14 protein-coding genes are annotated in these 18,225 nt (G+C 63.2%); 4 read left to right on the top strand and 10 right to left on the bottom strand.

Features of this window, described 5'->3' with window-relative positions; translation table 11 throughout:
- Together PFZ56_RS29450 and PFZ56_RS29445 are read right to left on the bottom strand one after the other, a co-directional pair.
- Nucleotides 1-1,374 (bottom strand): carbohydrate porin, encoded by a 1,374-nt coding sequence (locus PFZ56_RS29450; protein WP_110594929.1) that lies wholly within the window; start codon nt 1,372-1,374, stop codon nt 1-3.
- 227 nt (nt 1,375-1,601) lie between these two features.
- Nucleotides 1,602-2,804: a benzoate/H(+) symporter BenE family transporter gene (locus PFZ56_RS29445; protein WP_170004722.1), complete on the bottom strand. Its 1,203-nt coding sequence runs from the start codon at nt 2,802-2,804 to the stop codon at nt 1,602-1,604.
- Between the two features lie 309 nt (nt 2,805-3,113).
- On the opposite strand from PFZ56_RS29445, the gene PFZ56_RS29440 reads away from it, so the two are divergent.
- Entirely contained in the window at nt 3,114-4,502 is a 1,389-nt protein-coding gene (locus PFZ56_RS29440) for a PLP-dependent aminotransferase family protein (RefSeq protein ID WP_170004724.1), read from the top strand.
- A gap of 66 nt (nt 4,503-4,568) precedes the next feature.
- Here the strand turns inward: PFZ56_RS29440 and PFZ56_RS29435 are convergent, their stop codons facing one another.
- On the bottom strand, nt 4,569-6,608 hold the full coding sequence (locus PFZ56_RS29435; RefSeq protein WP_110594926.1) for a TonB-dependent receptor: 2,040 nt from the start codon (nt 6,606-6,608) through the stop codon (nt 4,569-4,571).
- A gap of 265 nt (nt 6,609-6,873) precedes the next feature.
- Between PFZ56_RS29435 and PFZ56_RS29430 the strand changes: the two genes are divergently transcribed.
- Together PFZ56_RS29430 and PFZ56_RS29425 are read left to right on the top strand one after the other, a co-directional pair.
- Nucleotides 6,874-7,104 carry a VF530 family DNA-binding protein gene (locus PFZ56_RS29430; RefSeq protein WP_019093117.1) on the top strand — a complete coding sequence of 77 codons (231 nt, stop codon included), beginning with the start codon at nt 6,874-6,876 and terminating at the stop codon, nt 7,102-7,104.
- An 8-nt stretch (nt 7,105-7,112) separates the two neighbouring features.
- Nucleotides 7,113-7,781 (top strand): Pr6Pr family membrane protein, encoded by a 669-nt coding sequence (locus PFZ56_RS29425; protein WP_170004726.1) that lies wholly within the window; start codon nt 7,113-7,115, stop codon nt 7,779-7,781.
- 72 nt (nt 7,782-7,853) lie between these two features.
- Here PFZ56_RS29425 and PFZ56_RS29420 read toward each other — a convergent pair whose 3' ends face one another.
- The 3 genes from PFZ56_RS29420 to PFZ56_RS29410 form a co-directional block, all read right to left on the bottom strand.
- Nucleotides 7,854-8,639 (bottom strand): siderophore-interacting protein, encoded by a 786-nt coding sequence (locus tag PFZ56_RS29420; protein ID WP_102880774.1) that lies wholly within the window; start codon nt 8,637-8,639, stop codon nt 7,854-7,856.
- Nucleotides 8,636-9,208 (bottom strand): PadR family transcriptional regulator, encoded by a 573-nt coding sequence (locus tag PFZ56_RS29415; protein ID WP_170004728.1) that lies wholly within the window; start codon nt 9,206-9,208, stop codon nt 8,636-8,638. Before PFZ56_RS29415 ends, PFZ56_RS29420 begins: the two co-directional genes overlap by 4 nt.
- 165 nt (nt 9,209-9,373) lie before the next feature.
- Nucleotides 9,374-12,481, bottom strand: coding sequence for a biosynthetic peptidoglycan transglycosylase (locus PFZ56_RS29410; protein WP_170004730.1), 3,108 nt, complete (start codon nt 12,479-12,481; stop codon nt 9,374-9,376).
- A gap of 491 nt (nt 12,482-12,972) precedes the next feature.
- Between PFZ56_RS29410 and PFZ56_RS29405 the strand changes: the two genes are divergently transcribed.
- Complete coding sequence (locus PFZ56_RS29405; protein WP_170004732.1) at nt 12,973-14,394, top strand: amino acid permease; 1,422 nt, start codon at nt 12,973-12,975, stop codon at nt 14,392-14,394.
- A gap of 101 nt (nt 14,395-14,495) precedes the next feature.
- Here PFZ56_RS29405 and PFZ56_RS29400 read toward each other — a convergent pair whose 3' ends face one another.
- The 4 genes from PFZ56_RS29400 to PFZ56_RS29385 all read right to left on the bottom strand — a co-directional run bounded on the left by PFZ56_RS29400 (nt 14,496) and on the right by PFZ56_RS29385 (nt 18,082).
- Nucleotides 14,496-15,089 (bottom strand): hypothetical protein, encoded by a 594-nt coding sequence (locus tag PFZ56_RS29400; RefSeq protein ID WP_170004734.1) that lies wholly within the window; start codon nt 15,087-15,089, stop codon nt 14,496-14,498.
- Nucleotides 15,090-15,097: 8 nt separating this feature from the next.
- Nucleotides 15,098-15,688 carry a papain-like cysteine protease family protein gene (locus PFZ56_RS29395; protein WP_102860448.1) on the bottom strand — a complete coding sequence of 197 codons (591 nt, stop codon included), beginning with the start codon at nt 15,686-15,688 and terminating at the stop codon, nt 15,098-15,100.
- A gap of 427 nt (nt 15,689-16,115) precedes the next feature.
- Nucleotides 16,116-16,400, bottom strand: coding sequence for a putative quinol monooxygenase (locus PFZ56_RS29390; protein WP_102860450.1), 285 nt, complete (start codon nt 16,398-16,400; stop codon nt 16,116-16,118).
- 62 nt (nt 16,401-16,462) lie between these two features.
- Complete coding sequence (locus tag PFZ56_RS29385) at nt 16,463-18,082, bottom strand: FMN-binding glutamate synthase family protein (protein ID WP_102860451.1); 1,620 nt, start codon at nt 18,080-18,082, stop codon at nt 16,463-16,465.
- Nucleotides 18,083-18,225: the final 143 nt, after the last annotated feature.

Raw genomic sequence — 18,225 nt, 5'->3', positions numbered from 1 at the left:
TTAGAACGAACTCTGGATCTTGATCCCGCCGATCAGCGCGTCGTCCACCTGGCTGACGCCACCGGGATGACGGATGTATTGCAGGTTGGGGCGCACGGTCAGCCAGTTGGCCAGGTGCACGCCGTAGTACAGCTCGGCGCTGTATTCGGTGTCCTGGGGCGGCAGGTAGCCGGGGTTGTCGTAGTCGTAGATCGCGCGGGCCTGGTTGCGGGCCTGGGCGTTCTTGCGGTACGCCGGGTTGACGTGGACCCGGGCCAGGGCAAAGCCGATGTCGTCCTTGGCCCGGGCATCGAACAGGCCCTTGTAGACCAGGCCGGCCTGGACGTAGTTGTCGATGGCGTTGGTCTTCTTGTCATGGGCGGTGACGTTGGCGAACAGGCTCAGGCCGCGGGAATGGTCGCTGGCCAGGCTGGTGACTTGCTGTTGCGCGCCGAACCACAGGCCGTGCTTGCTCGAGCTGCTGCGGTAGGCTTCGCCGCTCAGGGCCGCGCTCTGGCCGTTGCTGTCCTTGTACACGTCGCTGGCCTTGGCGCTGCTGTAGTAGTAGCCGGCGCGGTACTCACCGGCCAGGCCGTTGAGCTTGGGTGTCCACACCAGTTCCACCGGCAACAGGGTGCCCTGGGTGCCGCTGCCGCTGAGCTTGAAGCCGTTGTCGCGGTCCAGGTTCGACGGGTTCTGCTCATAGGCGCCGATCTGTGCGTAGACCTCTGGGGTCAGGTGATACTTGACCCGCAGCGCCCACTGGCTGACTGGCCAGTTGTACCAGACGCTGCCGGCCCAGTTGCCCACCTGGGAGCCGCAGAATGCCAGGTTCTGGAAGTCGCAGGGGAAGCTGTTGAAATCTTCGCCCTGGCCGAAGCGGCCGGCCTTGATGTCGAGCTTCTGGTCGAAGAATTTCTGCTGGTACCACATCTGCGTCAGGCGCCAGGTCTGGCCACGGCCCCAGACTTCCTGGGCCGAGGTGAAGCCGCCGACCCGTGGATCGTTGATCCGGTCGTTGCTGATGTTGTCGCCGTCGCGCTTGGTCACGGTCAGTTGGAACTCGGCGTCATCCCAGCCAAGGATCTTCTGCAGGTCCAGGTGGCTGCCGAAGGCGAACTGGTCGCTGTAGCGTGCGGTGCGGTCGTGGTCGTAGCCACCATGCAGGTTCGAACCCATTTCGCCGACGTAGTCGACCTTGAAGTCGTAGCCCTTGTTCGCCAGTTCCGTGCGCGTGCCGTTCCAGTCGCCGAGCATCCAGGGCGAGTCGCTGTCGAAGGCCGGGGCGGCCTGGGCGCAGGCGGCAAACCCCAGGGCGCCGAGCAGGCTCAGGGTCTTGGGCAGGGCAACGGGAGTCAGGACAGCGCTGTCTTTTAGGCGCTGAAAAGTAGGCATAGGCATTCGAGTCAGGTCTTTTTCTAGGAATAGGCAGAAGCAAGGGCGCGGCACGTGGCATCGATACGAGTTGATCGAGGACGGCAGGCCACTGATTTCAAGGGGAAAGATGAAACGGTTCAGCTTTATTAGGGGGCTAAGGATAAAGCGCCGTCTCATCAAGAGAAAGCGCTTTTATTGACATGAACCGTTTCGGATTCGGTAACAGTCACCGGGCCCGGGCAGGTTCAGCGCGGGGCGGTGGCCCCGGCGAGGGATTGTTTCTGCCGGGTGTAGCTCAGGGCGAAGTGCGCCACCAGGCCGAAGATCAACCCCCAGAACGCGGCGGCCAGGCCGAGAAAACTCATGCCCGAGGCGGTGACCAGGAAGGTGATCAGCGCGGCTTCACGCTGTTTCTCATCGGCCATGGCGCCGCTGAGCCCGGCGCTGATGGCGCCGAACAGGGCGAGGCCGGCCAGGGCCGCGATCAGCTCCTTGGGCAGGGCGGCGAACACCGAGGCCAGGGTCGCGCCGAAAATCCCCATGAGGATGTAGAACAGGCCGCAGGCGATCCCGGCGATGTAGCGTTTGTCCTTGTCTTCGTGGGCTTCGCGACCGGTGCAGATGGCGGCGGTGATGGCCGCGAGGTTGATGCCATGGGAACCGAAGGGGGCCAGCAGCGCCGAAGTGATGGCGGTCCAGGACACGATCGAGCGCGCCGGGGTGGTGTAGCCGGCGCTGCGCATCACCGCCATGCCCGGCACGTATTGCCCGGTGAGGGTCACCAGGGCCAGGGGCAGGCCGATGTTGACGATGGCGTGCCAGTTCCACTCGGGGGCGATGAAGATCGGTTCGGCCAGCGCCAGGGTGATGGAGCCGCGATTGAAATTGCCGAGGCCGGCGGCCATGGCGCAGCCCACCAGCAGCACCGCGAGAATGGCGTAGCGTGGCGAGAAACGTTTGCCCAGCAGATAGGCCGCGATCATCGCCAGCACCAGGGCCGGTTGCAGGGTGACCGAAGTGAACAGCTCGGCGCCGAAGCGGAACAGGATGCCCGCCAGCATGGCCGCGGCAATGGCCTTGGGCAGGCGGCTCATGAGCTTGTCGAAGGCCCCGGACAGCCCGACCACGGCAATGATCAGCGAGGCGACTATATAGGCGCCGATGGCCTGGGGCAGCGACACCGTGGGCAGCATCGACACCAGCAGCGCCGCGCCGGGCGTTGACCAGGCGGTGATCACCGGCACCTTCAGGCGCCAGCTCAGCAGCAGGCCGGTGAGGCCGCTGCCGATGGAGATGGCCCAGATCCAGGACGACACCTGGTCACTGGGCAAGTGGGCTTCGCGGGCAGCCTGGAACACGATGATCAAGGGGCCGGCGTAGGAAATGATCACGGCGATCAGGCCGGCGATCACGGCGGAGAGGGACAGGTCCTTGCTGAGACTGTGCATGGCATCTCGACTGGCGTGGGTGAGAGAAAAATTGAGTCGATTGGGTTGGTGCTGGCTGAGTGTATTTCAATGAATTGGATCGATTCAATTGTTTCTCAAGAAGGATTTGCCAGGGGCTTTTGGGTTTGTGTATAAATTATTGATTTATAAGTATTTATCTTGATCATGAATAAAGTGTTCGAGTCGCTTGCGGTTATTTCATTTGCCTGATGATCGAATCAATAGGTCGATTGAGTCGATGTTAAGGGGCCATGCTGGCCTGTGATATGCTCCGGCCCACTTCAATGCAGCCGATGGTGATCAGCCTCCATGTGGGTTCCCCAGTTAAGCGAGTTCAATCAGCCGGTCTACCTGTCCATTGCCGACGCCTTGGCGCGGGATATCAGCAGCGGCCTGTTGAACGACGGTGACCGCTTGCCGACCTTGCGCGAGCTGGCGGTGACCCTCAATGTCACCCCCGGCACCATCAGCCGCGCCTACAGCGAAGCTCAGCGGCGCGGGCTGGTGCAGGGCGAAGTCGGGCGCGGCACTTATGTGCTGGCGCAGCCGCCGCTGGTGTTGCCGGAAGGTTCCAGCGCACCGTCGCTGTCCCTGGGGCAGTCCGAAGCCCTGGATCTGTCGATCATCAAGCCTTACAGCGAAACCCTGGAGTACTGGTTGCGCGGCGCGTTGGTGGGCATGGCCCGCAGCAGCGATTTCGGTCGTGCCCTGGACTACGCCCCCGACGGTGGCCATCCGGCCCATCGTGAAGCCGGTGCCCAGTGGTTGCGGCACTCCTTGCCCGAAGCCCATTGGCAGCAGTTGGTGATGACTGCCGGTGCCCAGCACGGGTTGATGGTGGCCATCAGCGCCTTGAGCAATGCCGGCGATCTGCTGCTCTGCGAATCCTTGACCTACCCGGGCATCATCTCCGTGGCCCACGGCCTGGAGCGGCGCCTGCGGGGCGTGGCGATGGACGAGCAGGGGATGATTCCCGAGGCCTTGCGCGAGCAGTGCCTGCGGGAAAAACCGGCGCTGCTGGTGTGCGTCGCCAGCTGCCAGAACCCCACCACGGCGATCATGTCACCCCAGCGCCGGGCGCAGATTGCGGCGATTGCCGAAGAGTTCGACTTTTTGATCATCGACGACGATATCTACGGCTTTCTCGCCACCGATCCGTCGATCAAACCGCTTTCCAGCTATGCGCCGCAGCGTTCGGTGTACCTCACCAGCCTGTCCAAGGCGATCATGCCGGCGTTGCGCGTGGGCTATCTCTACAGCCCGCCGAAGTTGCTGTCGCGCCTGAGCTCGATGGTCCGCAGCAGTGTGTGGATGCCCTCGCCCCTGACCGCGCAATTGGCCAGCAACGTGATTGTCGAGGGATTGGACCGCAAGCTGGTGCAGACCCAGCGCAACGAAGCGGCGGCGCGTCAGGCGATTGCCCGGGAAGTGTTTGCCGGCTTGGAGATTCAGACTCAGCCCCACAGCTATCACCTGTGGCTGACCTTGCCGGAGCCCTGGACTGGCGATGAGTTCGCCACCCTGGCCCGAGCCAATGGCGTGCTGGTGATGAGCGGCAGCCAGTTCCAGGTGGAGCGTGGTGCCAGCTCCCGTTGTGTGCGGGTGGTGCTGATGTCGCCGACGACCCAGGACGAGTTGCGTTTTGCCCTGACGCAGTTGGCCAGTTTGATCGAGGCTGATCCGCGACGTTATTGCTGAGAACCGCTTTCGCCGGCAAGCCGGCTCCTACACAGATCTGTAGGAGCCGGCTTGCCGGCGAACGGTTTAAAAGGTGGTACGCAACCCCACTTCCACACTGCGCCCGGCGGCCGGGGCGATATCCCGCAGGATCGAGCTGGCGTAGCGCACGGTCTGGTTGGTCAGGTTCTCGCCCTTGACGAAGGCCAGCCACTGGCTACGGCCAATATCGAAGCGATAACCGGCACTGGCGCCAAAGGTGGTGTAGCCATCGGTGCTGCTTTCGTGGTCCGGCACTCGGCCCTGGCCGGCGGCATGCTGCACATCCAGGCGCGCCTGCCAGCGATCCAGTTCCCAGAGCAGGCCGCTGTTCAGGCGCAGCGGGGCAATGCGCGGCAGGTACTGGCCATTGTCGAGGTTCTTGGCCCGGGTGTAGTCGCCGGACAGATCCAGGGCGAACTTGCCGTAGGCGCTTTCTCCCAGGCTCCAGCGATCCTGGGCTTCGATCCCGGTGAAGCGTGCTCGTACTCCGCTGTAGGCGTATTCCGGAATCCCGCCTGCCTCTTCTTCGCCTTCATCGTTGAGGGTCCGGCCCGTGCCCAGCAGGCCGATGTAGTTGGAGAAGTGGCTGTAGAACACCCCGACGCTGCCTTTGTGGGTGCCGTTGTCAAAGCGCAGGGCCAGGTCGCTGGACACGGCCTTTTCCTTGGACAGCTTGGCGTTGCCCAGCTCATAGGTGCCGGTGGCGACGTGGGCGCCGTTGGCATATAGCTCATAGAAGGTCGGGGCGCGTTCGGTGTAGCCCAGGGTCGCGGCCAGGGACCAGACCGGCGTCAGGGTATAGACCGCGCCGGAGGACAGGCTGCCGGCAGTGAAGCTGCTGGACTTGTCGGCCTGGGCAAAACGCTCGTTGCCTTTGCCGTCCGGGTCCACGGTGGTGTGTTCCAGGCGTCCGCCGAGGCTGAGTTTCAGGCGCTCGGTGGCTTGCAGTTCTTCAAGAATGAACAGGGCGCCGCTGTTGGTATCGGTCTTCGGCACGAAGGCTTCTTCACCCAGGGCGGAAAACTCGTTGCGATTGACCTGGGCACCGATCACGCCTTCCAGCGGGCCGATGGGCAGGTGCCGGGCCTCGACCCGCGCCTCGTAGCCCTTGTTCTTGAAGGTGGTGCCGGTTTCACCGCCTTCGATCTCCCGGTGTTCATAGTCGGTGTAGCCGGCGTTGAACTTGAGCGAGCTGAACGGGCCCTGCAGGTTGCGCAGCTCCGAGGCAAAGGCGTAATGATCCTGCTTCATGCGGATACGCACGTCGTCTTCGGCGGGGGAGCCGTAGTTGGCGTCGTAGTTGCTGTAGGACAGGCCGGCATAACCGTCGTCCCAGGTGTAGGAACCGCCGATGGCGCCGCCGTCCTGGCGACCGTCGCTGTTGCCCAGGCGGCCTTTCTTGCCGTCGCCATCTTCGCTCGCTGGCGCGTGGCGGCTGCGGGCGTAGCCGGGAATCTTCAGGTCATTGAACTGCCGGGAGTTGGCGTCCAGGTGCAGGGCGAAGGTGCCGTCGCCGGCTTCCAGTTTGCCGGCGCTGCTGCGGGTGGTGTCGGCGCCGCCGTAGCGCAGTTCACCGGCCCCGTGAATGCCCTCGATGGCTTCGGTGGGAATGCGGTTGTCGAAGCTGTTGATGACTCCGCCAATGGCGTTACCGCCGTACAGCAAGGCCGCCGGGCCACGAACGATTTCGATGCGTTCAACGTTGACCGGGTCCAGAGGCACGGCGTGGTCGTAGGACAGCGACGAGGCATCCAGGGCGCCGACGCCATTTTGCAGGATGCGGATGCGGTCACCGTCCAGGCCACGAATCACCGGGCGGCTGGCACCGGGACCGAAGTAGGACGAAGACACACCCGGCTGCTTGTTCAGGGTTTCACCGAGGCTGCCTTTCTGTTGCAGGGTCAGTTGATCGCCTTCCAGCACGGTGGTGGGGGCGGCCAGCTCAGTGCTGCCCAGAGGATTGGCGGTGATGACTTGCTGGGGCAAATCCAGGGCCTGGGCCTGGGAGGCAATCAGCAAGGCGGCGGACAGCGGCGACAGGCGCCACAGTAAAGAGCGGGAAGGGCGAGGGACTGAAAGGGACATCGGTCATTCCTTGGCAAGCGTTGCGCAGCGCGCTTTGAGTCAGAAAACAGGCAGGACACGGGGGTGCCCAGGATGCGGGTGAGTTGTTATTGATTGATACAATATAACATCTCTTTTATCGCGAAAAGCCAGGAACTTTTTGCTTCTCATGCTCAATCGCCGTGGTTGTCTACGGCGGCTACAGTTAAAACAGCGCTCTGGCGCGGGCGCATGCCCTCGGCTAAGGTGCGCGGCTTTCCCTATTTTCTTCCCGCAAAGGCCTGGCATGACCGACACCCACACCGACCCGCTGCATGGCGTAACCCTGGAACAGATCCTCAAGGCGCTGGTGGAACACTACGAATGGTCGGGGTTGGCCGAGCGCATCGATATCCGTTGCTTCAAAAGTGACCCGAGCATCAAGTCGAGCCTGACCTTCCTGCGCAAGACGCCCTGGGCACGAGAAAAGGTCGAGAAGCTCTACGTGAAGTTGCAGCGCACCAAGCGTCCGCTCTGAGGAATTCCATGGCCGGTGTATCGCTGCAGGGGCTGCTCAGCCGACGCTGGCTGATTGCCATTGCCGCAGTGCTGGGTTGGCTGGGGCTGACGGTTCAGCTGTACCTGATTCTGTTGTTGCGCTGGGAGGCCGGGGCCAGCCTGCTGGGTGGGCTGGTGAACTTCTTCAGCTTCTTCACCGTACTCAGCAATACCTTGGTGGCCAGTGTGCTGACCTGTGCCCTGAATCTGCGGATTTCCCGGGGGCAGGCGTTCATGCTGCATCCGGCGGTCAGTGGCGCGGTAGCGGCGAGCATTGTCCTGGTGGGGTTGGCTTACAGCCTGCTGTTGCGTCATCTGTGGCATCCCCAGGGCTGGCAATGGCTGGCGGATGAGTTGCTGCATGACGTGATGCCGGTGCTGTTCCTGATCTACTGGTGGTGCTGTGTGCCCAAGGGGGGGCTGCGGCTGAGGCACGTCGGCTTATGGATGCTTTATCCGATACTGTATTTCGCCTATCTGCTCTTGCGCGGGAATGTGCTGGGGCTGTACCCCTATCCCTTTATCGCCGTGGACAAGCTCGGCTATCCCCAAGTACTGCTCAATGCCCTGGGCATATTGGCGGGATTCGTCCTGGTGTCGTTGTTGTTGCTGGGCCTGGATCGCTGGCTGGGCAAGCGCCCGGCGCCACCCCGGTAGGCCCCGGCTTGCCGGCGAAGGGGGCCTTGAGATCGCCTTCGCTGGTGTGCCAGTTCCTACCGTGAGGCGGAGTTATTCTGCTTCGCTGCCGTCCAGGCGCCAGTAACCGGCAGCCTTGACGAATTCGTCGTTGAGCCGGTGCTCATCCAGCAGCACTCGACGAACCTGGCGCGAAACCTTGCTCTCGGTGGCCACCCAGGCATACAGCTTGCCTTGCGGGACCTGCAACTGACGCACAGTGCTGATCAGGTCCTGCGCGCCGCCATCACGCTCCACCCAGATCACCTCGACCTCGGCGGCGCTATGCAGTGCCTGGCGCTCCGCTCGATCCTGAACCTCGATCACCGCCAATACCCGGCGTCCGGCCGGCAGTTCTTCCAGGCGTCGGGCTATGGCGGGCAGGGCCGTTTCATCGCCGATCAACAAGTAGCTGTCGAAGATGTCCGGCACGATCATCGACCCCCGCGGTCCGCCGATGTGCAGGTACTGCCCCGGCTTGGCCTGCTCGGCCCAGGTCGAAGCGGGGCCGTCGCCATGGAGCACGAAGTCGATGTCCAGTTCGCCCTGTTCCAGGTCGTAGCGGCGCGGGGTGTAGTCGCGCATGGCGGGCATCGGTCCGCTGTCCTTGCCCGGGCCCAGCACCAGGGTTTCCAGGGCGGCTTGCTGTTCGGCGTTCTGCGGGAACAGCAGCTTTACATGGTCGTCGCTGCCCAGGCTGATGAAACCGGCCAGCTCAGGCCCGCCGAGGGTGATGCGGCGCATGCGCGGGGTCAGGTCGACGACGCGCAAGACTTCCAGGCGCCGGCGCTTGATCTCGTGCATGACCCGGTGAATGGATGGCTCTGGGGTTGCAGTCATTCGGATTTCTCCTGGGCAGTGTGGCTGAAAGGACCATCGACAATGGCCTTGGCGGTGTTGTTCAGCAGGTCACGCACCCGGAGGATTTCTTCCGGGCTCCAGCGCCCATGGTGCATTTGCAGGGCGTGGCGCAGGTTGTGCACCGCCTCATGGATTTCTGCAGGGCGGTCGTGGCCGCGCAGGGAGCGCTTGCTGACCTCGATGCGCATGTGCACACCGTCCAGGGCAATGGCCTGCTCCTGAAGGGAAAGACGACCGGCGTCGGTGACGCTGTAGCGCTTTTTTCCGCCTTCGGCGTCGCCCTGGATCATTTCGCTTTCTTCCAGAAAGGTCAGGGTCGGGTAGATCACACCGGGGCTCGGGCTGTAGGCGCCGTCGAACATGCCTTCGATCTGGCGGATCAGGTCGTAGCCGTGGCAGGGCTGCTCGGCGATCAACGCCAGCAGCAGCAACTTCAAGTCGCCGGGGGCAAACACCCGGGGGCCGCGGCCGCCGCGTTCGCGAGCGGGACGGCGCTCGAAACTGTCGTGGCCGTCACCCTGTTCGCGGTGGTGAGGGGGCTCTCTCATTTTCTCTTTCTCCTGTTCGGTTCAGATATAACTTAAGATATATCTTAACGATTGCGCAAGCACTTCTACGCCATCCAAAGCTGCCGTTGGTCTGAGATGGAAAATCACAATGGGCGGGCGATCCACGCCATGGAGTGGCGTGGAGGGGCGGGTCAGCGGATGGATTCAGCGTTGGGCGAGGCTGCCCAGGCACAGGGTGCTGCTGCCGGGCTGCAGATAGGGCATGAGAATCGGCGCCATGCCCTTGAGCACCTGCACCGGCAAGGCCGAGGTGAACTTGAAGCCCTGGGCCGAAGCCCCCGGCACGTAGGCTGTGAGGGTGCCGAAGTGGTGGTCGCCGATGTAGAACACAAAGGTTGCGGTGCGGTTGATGGACTTGGAGCTCAGCACCCGGCCGCCGGCACCAGTGGCCTCGATGCGGTTGTCGCCAGTACCGGTTTTGCCGCCCATGGCCAGTGGCGTGCCGTCCGCCAGTTTGAAACTGCCGGATACCCGTTTCGCGGTACCGGCATCCACCACCTGTGACAGGGCCCCGCGCAGCGCCGTGGCGACCTCCGAAGGCATCACGCGCTTGCCCTTGCCAGGGTCGTTGCTCAGGCGGGTTTCGTAAGGCGTGCCGGCGGCAAAGTGCAGGCTGTCGATGCGCAGGGACGGCAGGCGCACGCCGTCGTTGAGGATGGTGCCCACCAGTTCGGCGAGCGCCGCCGGACGATCGCCGGAGCTGCCAATGGCGGTGGCCAGGGAGGGCACCAGGTGGTCGAACGGGTAACCGACGCTCTGCCAGCGCTGGTGAATATCCAGGAACGCTTCGACTTCCAGCATGGTGCGGATGCGGCTGTCCCGGGCGCTGCGATGGCGACTCTTGAACAGCCAGCTGTAGACCTCCTGGCGTTCGAATTCACTGGCCTTGACGATCTGGCTGAAGGTCGCGTCGGGGTTGTTCATCAGGTAGCCCAGTAGCCACAGGTCCAGGGGATGGACCTTGGCGATGTAGCCCTGGTCCGGCAGGTCATAGGCTCCCGGGCCATAGCCGGCATAGAGCTTGTCCAGGCGCTCGTCGGTGAGTTTTTCGGCGGTCTTGGCGTTTTTCATATGGGCCCGGACAAAGCGATTGAAACTGTCCTGGCTGGCGTCCGGCAGCAGGTAGCGGTGCACGGCAGCCAGGCGGATCGCCGTGGGGTGCATGCCGTCGAGAAAGGTGTCCAGGCGTGCCTGGGTGTCCTTGTTGCGGTACTTCTTCCAGAACCGCAGCAGGAACGAGGTGCCTTCGTGGTCGGCGAAGCGTGCCAGGTATTCCTGGCGCCGCGGGTTGGCGTCGTCCTTGAGCAACTCGGCACTGCTGCTGTCGCCGCCGTAGGTGCTGTAGCGCACCAGGTCACGCATCAGGCGAATGAACGGCAGGTTGATGGATTCGCGCAGGGCATCGCGCAGGGTCGGGCTGCGGCCGTTGTCCTCTTTGCGGAAGTTGTTGAAGTGATGCAACCCGCCGCCGGTGAAGAAGGCTTCGCCGGGGCTGGCGGAGTAGGTGCGGTCCAGGGCCGCGTCGAGCATTTTCGGCAAGCTGCGGTCGCTGTTCTGCATCAGGTAGTCGAGGGCCCAGCGGCTCAGTCGGTCCTGGTCGTTGACCACAAACTTCTTCAGCTCGGCCGGGGTTTTCCCAGCGTGCTTGTCGTGCAACTCGGCAATGATCTGCAGGTAGGTGGTCAGCACCCGCAGCTTGGCGGTGGAGCCCAATTCCAGCTTGCTGCCTTCGTTGATGTCGAAAGGCTGGTCGGTGCTGTCGGTCTGCACCCGCACCCGCGAGCCGTCGGGGGTGAGTTCGAACAGGGTGAAGCTGTAGCGCACTTGCGTGGTGCTGGTAGGGGTCAGCAGGCGCTCGCCAAGCACACCGATCTGCGCGGCGAAAGCCGGGTCGGCGAGCTGCTTGAGGTACTCGGTGGCCTGGCGCTGCAGGTCGCTCTGCAAGGTGCTGGTGGCCGACAGGTCAAGGCGGTCCAGGTCGTACAAGGGGCGGTTGAGCAGCGCTGCCAAACGGCGGCGGGCCACGCTGATGCCCTTGTTGGTTTCGATCGGCTGGATCGTCGGTTGCTGCTGCCAGTCGCGGTAGCTGACCTTGCTGGCCAGGGCCGCGGCGGTCAGGGCGGGATCGATGACATTGTTCTGCGCCAGCAGGCGGATATGGCTGTCGGTGAGGTCCGCCAGCTCGGCGTGCCCCTTGACCAGATAATAGGAAGGGCGGCGTTGCGCGATCATCAGCGACAGCACCTGGCGCAGGGCCAGGCCGCGCTGGGCCAGGCTCCTGGCATCGGTGGCGTTGCTGGACAGGGCCTGGTTGACCTGATCGAAATCGGCGCCGTACCAGACCCGCAGGCCCTCGGCCATGCCATGAACCTCGCCGTGGCCCGGAACCGCCGACAGCGGCACGCTGTTGAGGTAATCGCGGACGATCCGGCGTCGGGCCTCCAGGGTTTGCGGGCCATCCTGATAGGCGCGCACGCTGGCGGAAATCATCTGGCGGATCTTTTCGCCGCCGGACACCGTCAAGCCATCGGGGGAGTGGCGGTACTTTTCCAACTGGGTGGCCAGGGTGCTGCCGCCGGCGGTCTGCCCGGGCAGGTGCAGAAGCTTGGCCACCTGGGACCAGGCGGCCTTGGCGAAGCGCGGCCAGTCCACTGCCGGGTTGGCCTGGGCCAGCTTGGGGTCCAGCAGGTCGCGGTTTTCGATGAACAGCAGGCTGTGCACCATCAGGGGCGGGATATGGGTGAAGCTGGCATACAGCTGTTGTGGGTAATTGAATTGATACAGGGGCGCGGCGCGGCAATCGGTGATGGACAGGCCGGCCTGGATTTTTTCGGTATAGGGCACGAAAAAACCGTTTTTGCTGTAGTCCATCAATGCCGGGGAAAACCGTGTCTGAGCGTCGATCAGGTAGCCGCGCTTGAGCAGACGCGGCAGGAACTCGCCCAGGGCGCTATAGCCCAGACGCCGGTCGAAGGGGCCGGCGCCGGGATAGAGCATGGCGTCGCTGGGGCCTGGTTGCAGGGAATAGCTCAAGTCTTGAGCCAGCTTGCTGAATTCCCGGGCCTGGAGCTTGGAGGTGCGCATTTCCCGGGTGGCGGCGACACCCAGGGCGATCAGCGTGATCAGCAGTAGCAGCCAGAACAGGCGCCAGGCATAACGGTGGGCCCTGGGTTTTTTGGGTAAAGGCGCTTCGTCCTCGCTGTGGTTTGGCACTGCGTTTTTACGCGAATCGGTCTGCCACAGAGCGCCCATAGTCGATTGATCCATTCACGCAGATTGATCGGACTTGTCTGAAGCTTAGTCGGTGGTAGCCGCGGCAGAAGAAATTGTGAAAGCAATGGGGCCTGGAACCGGGCCGTGGCCGCAGGGCTGATCAGGAACCGGTGGGAAAGGGCTGTGATAGAGCCTTCTTCCAGGTAAATACGCCCTAGGTAGGGGCATGACGATGCACCAGGGCTGTGCAATACTCCGGGCCCTTTCCGAGTGAGGTTTAAGGGCAAAAAGCAGGTAATGCTTCTCCGCGAAAGCGGTATTTGCCGAGATTTCTCTCTGAATTTAGCTGCTTATAGAGTGAAAAGCCCTGTCGGGAGCTTTTTATACTGCGCACCCCGCTGATCTGGCAGGTCTTGTCCTACAGACGCGCCGCCCCACAAGGCCGGTACGGTTGAGCAAGCTGCGGCTATCCGCCATGGCTTCGCAGACTCGGTGGTTCATATCCAATAACAAAATGAGGTTGTATCTCTATGTCAGTTGGCAACCAACTGCCCCACGGCGAGACCGCTCAGGGCGGCCCGCTGAAACGCGAACTGGGCGAACGGCATATTCGCTTGATGGCCCTGGGCGCCTGTATCGGCGTCGGCCTGTTCCTGGGCTCGGCCAAGGCCATCGAAATGGCCGGTCCGGCCATCATGCTGTCCTACATCATCGGCGGCCTGGCGATCCTGGTGATTATGCGCGCCCTCGGCGAGATGGCGGTGCATAACCCGGTCGCCGGTTCCTTCAGCCGTTACGCACAAGACTACCTGGGCCCGTTGGCGGGTTTTCTGACCGGCTGGAACTACTGGTTCCTGTGGCTGGTGACTTGTGTCGCGGAGATCACGGCGGTGGCGGTGTACATGGGCATCTGGTTCCCCGATGTGCCGCGCTGGATCTGGGCCCTGGCGGCCCTGGTGAGCATGGGCTCGATCAACCTGATCGCGGTCAAGGCCTTCGGTGAGTTCGAGTTCTGGTTCGCCCTGATCAAGATCGTCACCATCATCGCCATGGTGATCGGCGGCGTCGGCATCATTGCCTTCGGCTTCGGCAACGACGGCGTGGCCCTGGGCATCTCCAACCTGTGGACCCATGGCGGCTTCATGCCCAATGGCGTGACCGGCGTGCTGATGTCGCTGCAGATGGTGATGTTCGCCTACCTGGGCGTAGAGATGATCGGCCTCACCGCCGGTGAAGCGCGCAACCCGCAGAAGACCATTCCCAACGCCATCGGCTCGGTGTTCTGGCGCATCCTGCTGTTCTACGTGGGCGCGCTGTTCGTGATCCTGTCGATCTACCCGTGGAATGAGATCGGCACCCAGGGCAGTCCGTTCGTGATGACCTTCGAGCGTCTGGGCATCAAGACCGCCGCCGGCATCATCAACTTCGTGGTGATCACTGCCGCGCTGTCCTCCTGCAACGGCGGCATCTTCAGCACCGGGCGCATGCTCTACAGCCTGGCGCAGAACGGCCAGGCCCCGGCCGGCTTCGCCAAGACCTCGAACAACGGCGTGCCGCGTCGCGCGCTGCTGCTGTCGATCTTCGCCTTGCTGCTGGGGGTACTGCTGAATTATCTGGTGCCGGAGAAAGTGTTCGTCTGGGTGACCTCGATCGCCACCTTCGGTGCGATCTGGACCTGGGTGATGATCCTGCTGGCCCAGCTCAAGTTCCGCAAAGGCCTGAGCCCGAGCGAGCGGGCTGCGCTGAAATACCGCATGTGGCTGTACCCGGTCAGTTCCTACTTCGCCCTGGCGTTCCTGGTACTGGTGGTGGGGCTGATGGCCTATTTCCCGGACACCCGCGTGGCGCTGTATGTCGGCCCGGCGTTCCTGGTGCTGCTGACTGTGCTGTTCTACCTGTTCAAGCTGCAACCGACCAATGTCCAGCAAGGGGCGGTGCGTTCGGCGTCGTGATCCCTCGCTCGGCAAGCTCTTGTCTTGAGCATCCCGGGCCAACGACCTGAACAGAAGAATCCGGCGTCCCGCCAGGGCCGCCGGATTTTTTTTGCCTCGGTTCAGCCTCCCAGGGTGCCGCTGGTATCGGCATCGAAAACTGCCTTGGCTTGTCGGGCCAAGGGGCTCAGCAGGCTCAACAGCGTCGCTGCGTCATAGAGCTGGTGGGCTGCCAGGTTCGCCGGGGTGGGGTCGATGGGAATCAGCACTTCGGCATCGGCTGCGTGCAGCCAGATCGCCGTCACCTGCAACGCCGGGATGAACAGCAACCTCAACTCGCAGGATTTCCCCTGCAGCAGGGGGGCCTGTTCCGCCAGGTTCAGGGCACTGATGGTGGACGCCGCCAGAGCGCCGTGATTGAGCGCCGCGAACTCGACCTTGCCGGCCACTTCCGTCAGTTGCGCGTCGGCGATGGATACACCGCCGGCGAACACCAGGTAATGCCAGTCCCCCGTCGTGGCCTGGTCCAGGCCCTTGCCGTTGGCCAGGTCCTCCAGGCTGAGGGCGTAGCCGCGAAATGCCTGGGACAGGCTCAGGGTGCCGGCATTGGCAAAGGCGCGGTTGACGCCGAAACCCTGGGTGCGCAGGGCTGCCTGCAGTGCCGGGTGCAAGGTCTGGACGCCGTGGGTGGGCGCCTTGGGGTAAGTCAGTTGCATGACGCCTCCTAGTTTTTCCGGGTGAAGTAGGTGTGGGTCCAATTGCCGCCGCCGTTGTAGGAACCGGGGAAGCTGTTAAGGGCACGGGTCGAGTAACCGAAGATGGAGTCGGCGACCAGGATGTAGCTGCCATCGGTGCCGTAGATCGTCAGGAAATGCGCGCCGCCGCCATACCAGGCGCAACGCAGGCCGACGGGACGGCCCATGCCGAGCTGGTTTTCGATGGCCGGCATCTGCATCCGGTTTTCCCGCATGCCGCCATAACTGCGGGTGGTTCTGAGGGCCGAGTCCAGGTAGCCGTAGACGTTGCACGGTCCGGGCTGGCTGCAGCAGGAGTTGCGGCCCAATTCGGCATTGGCCACCCCGCACTGGGTCCAGGAGCCGGTGCCGTAGTAGTTGCCGACCGATGCCGACAGTGCCGCCCAGCACCAGTTGCTCTGGGTTTGCGGCTGCACGCTGAAATTGAGTCGGGCGCCGGCCTGGGGTGCCGCCTCGGCGCGTGGGTCGATTTCAGCCAGTTGCGGATCGATCAGCGTACCGGCCAGGCATTGGGGCAGGGCCTGCGGGTTGCCGGTGGGAGTCAAGGTGGTGCTTAACATGTTCATCCTCCATGAGTGAAAACCAGCCTCCGGCTGGTGTCGCTGTGGCATCTGGGCTACAGCAAGTTGCCGGACCCGGCGCTGGGTGCTGCGCGGCGCCAGCCTCGATGGCGTGCGCTGGCCGGGTCTGCAAGCAACCTTAGATGAGATATGCGTCAATGCAATTTAATTATGCGTTTGTGCATTGTGGCGGGCGTGAATGTCCCTGATAAAGGGGGCGTCCACAGTCGGCCCCGGTTCGGGTTGTGAACCCTTGTCGAGTGCCGAGTGAGGCTAGACGTCGATGATCACCAGGGTGCCGTGGCTGCCGGGCAGTTGCTGGGACAGTTGCTCGAAAGACAGCAAGGGCATGCTGGAACTGCGAAAGGTCAGTGGTGGTTCGGTCTGCTTTCGGTGGTCCGGTCAAGCATCGGGAGGATGTCGGCTTCTAGAATTCGTCCATCAGCAGCACGCGGCATTCGCGGGCTTGAAAGGCGTTGATCTGTGGTACCAGGCGGGTGAAGTGTTCGGTGTTGCAATGAGCGTCGAGGGCGGCGCGGTCCGGCCACTGTTCGACGAAGATGAAGTGCCCGGGGTCTTTCTGATCGACGAACAGATCGTAGGCGATGCACAGCGGTTCCTGGCGGGTTTTTTCCACCAGTTCGGCGTACCACGGGCGCACGGTTTCCAGGTGTTCGGGCTTGATGAAATCTTCAGCGATAACCTTGAGCATTCCAATCTTCCTTGTGAGTCGCCAGGCTCCCCAGGTAGCCGGGGAGGCCTGGACAGACGTGCTTAAGCGGCGGCTTGGGTATTGGGTTCGAAGCTGTCGGCCCGGGCCAGTTGCCACATGCGCGAGTAGAACTCGCCGTTGACTTCGCCGGTGAGCAATTCGCCGGGCTTGAGGAACACATGCAGTTGGGAGAACAGCTTGATCTCGGTGGCCGACATGCGTCGCACCAGGTGCTTGGCTTCCAGTTGCGACGGGTGCTGCAGGCCGGCGGCGGCCAGCATCTCGGCCAGGGCCTTGAGGGTGTTGCGGTGGAAGCTGTACACCCGCTGGGCCTTGTCCGGCACCACCAGGGCACGCTGGCGCAGGTTGTCCTGGGTGGCGACACCGGTGGGACATTTGTTGGTGTGGCAGCTTTGTGACTGGATGCAGCCGATGGCGAACATGAAGCCGCGGGCCGAGTTGGCCCAGTCGGCGCCGATGGCCAGGACGCTGGCGATGTCGAAGGCACTGACGATCTTGCCGCTGGCACCGAGCTTGATCTTGTCCCGCAGGTTCAGGCCCACCAGGGTGTTGTGGACGAACAGCAGGCCTTCGCGCATGGGCGCGCCGATGTGGTCGGTGAACTCCACGGGGGCTGCGCCGGTGCCGCCTTCCTTGCCGTCGACCACGATGAAATCCGGGAGGATGCCGGTTTCCAGCATGGCCTTGGCAATGCCCATGAATTCCCACGGGTGGCCCAGGCAGAACTTGAAGCCGACCGGCTTGCCGCCGGACAGCTCACGCAGTTGCTGGATGAAATGCATCATTTCGATCGGGGTGGAAAATGCACTGTGGCTCGACGGCGAAATGCAGTCCTCGCCCATGCGGATGCCGCGGGTGTCGGCAATTTCCTGGGTCACCTTGTGCTTGGGCAGGATGCCGCCATGGCCCGGCTTGGCGCCCTGGCTCATCTTGATCTCGATCATCCGCACTTGCGGGTTCTGCGCCTGGGTGGCGAAGCGCTCGGGGTCGAAGCGACCGTCGGCGGTGCGGCAGCCAAAGTAGCCACTGCCCAGTTCCCAGGTCAGGTCGCCGCCGTGTTCACGGTGATAGGGGCTGATGCTGCCTTCACCGGTGTCGTGGGCGAAGTTGCCGAGCTTGGCACCCTGGTTCAGGGCACGGATGGCGTTGGCACTCAGGGAGCCGAAGCTCATCGCCGAGATGTTGAATACCGAGGCCGAATAGGGCTGGGTGCATTGCGGGCCGCCGACGGTGACCCGAAAGCTGCTGGGGTCGCTCAAGGGCGCCGGGCGCATGGAATGGCCGATGAACTCGAAGCCCGACTGGTAGACATCGATCAGGGTGCCGAAGGGTTTGTCGGCGCTTTCATTCTTGGCTCGCGAGTACACCAGGGAGCGCTGGGCGCGGGAAAAGGGCAGGGCGTCGCTGTCGGATTCCAGCAGGTATTGGCGGATCTCCGGACGGATGCCTTCCACCAGGTAACGGATGTTGCCCAGGATCGGGTAGTTGCGGCGTACCGCGTGGGGACTTTGCAGCAGATCGAAGATCCCCAGCAGGCTCAGCAGGCCGGTGACCAGGGTGAATGGCCAGAGCCAGTCGTGTTCGAGAAAGGGCAGGCTGGCGAGGGTGAATATCACGCAGGCAGCAAAGAAGGCGTAGCGGCTCAGAAGTGACAGGCTCATACGGTTTCCTTGGTTCGGACTCATCAGGTCAATCAGGCACCGGGTGCCTTGATAACGGGTAATCGACAGCGACACCGAACGGCTGGGACGGTGGGCTGCACAGGCATTTCTTATAGGAATTCACGGCTGTGTCAGAGCGTTGC

This window comes from Pseudomonas danubii, assembly GCF_042980055.1.
GTDB classification, from domain to species: Bacteria; Pseudomonadota; Gammaproteobacteria; order Pseudomonadales; family Pseudomonadaceae; genus Aquipseudomonas; species Aquipseudomonas danubii.
This window is presented reverse-complemented; position numbering and strand designations above follow the sequence as displayed.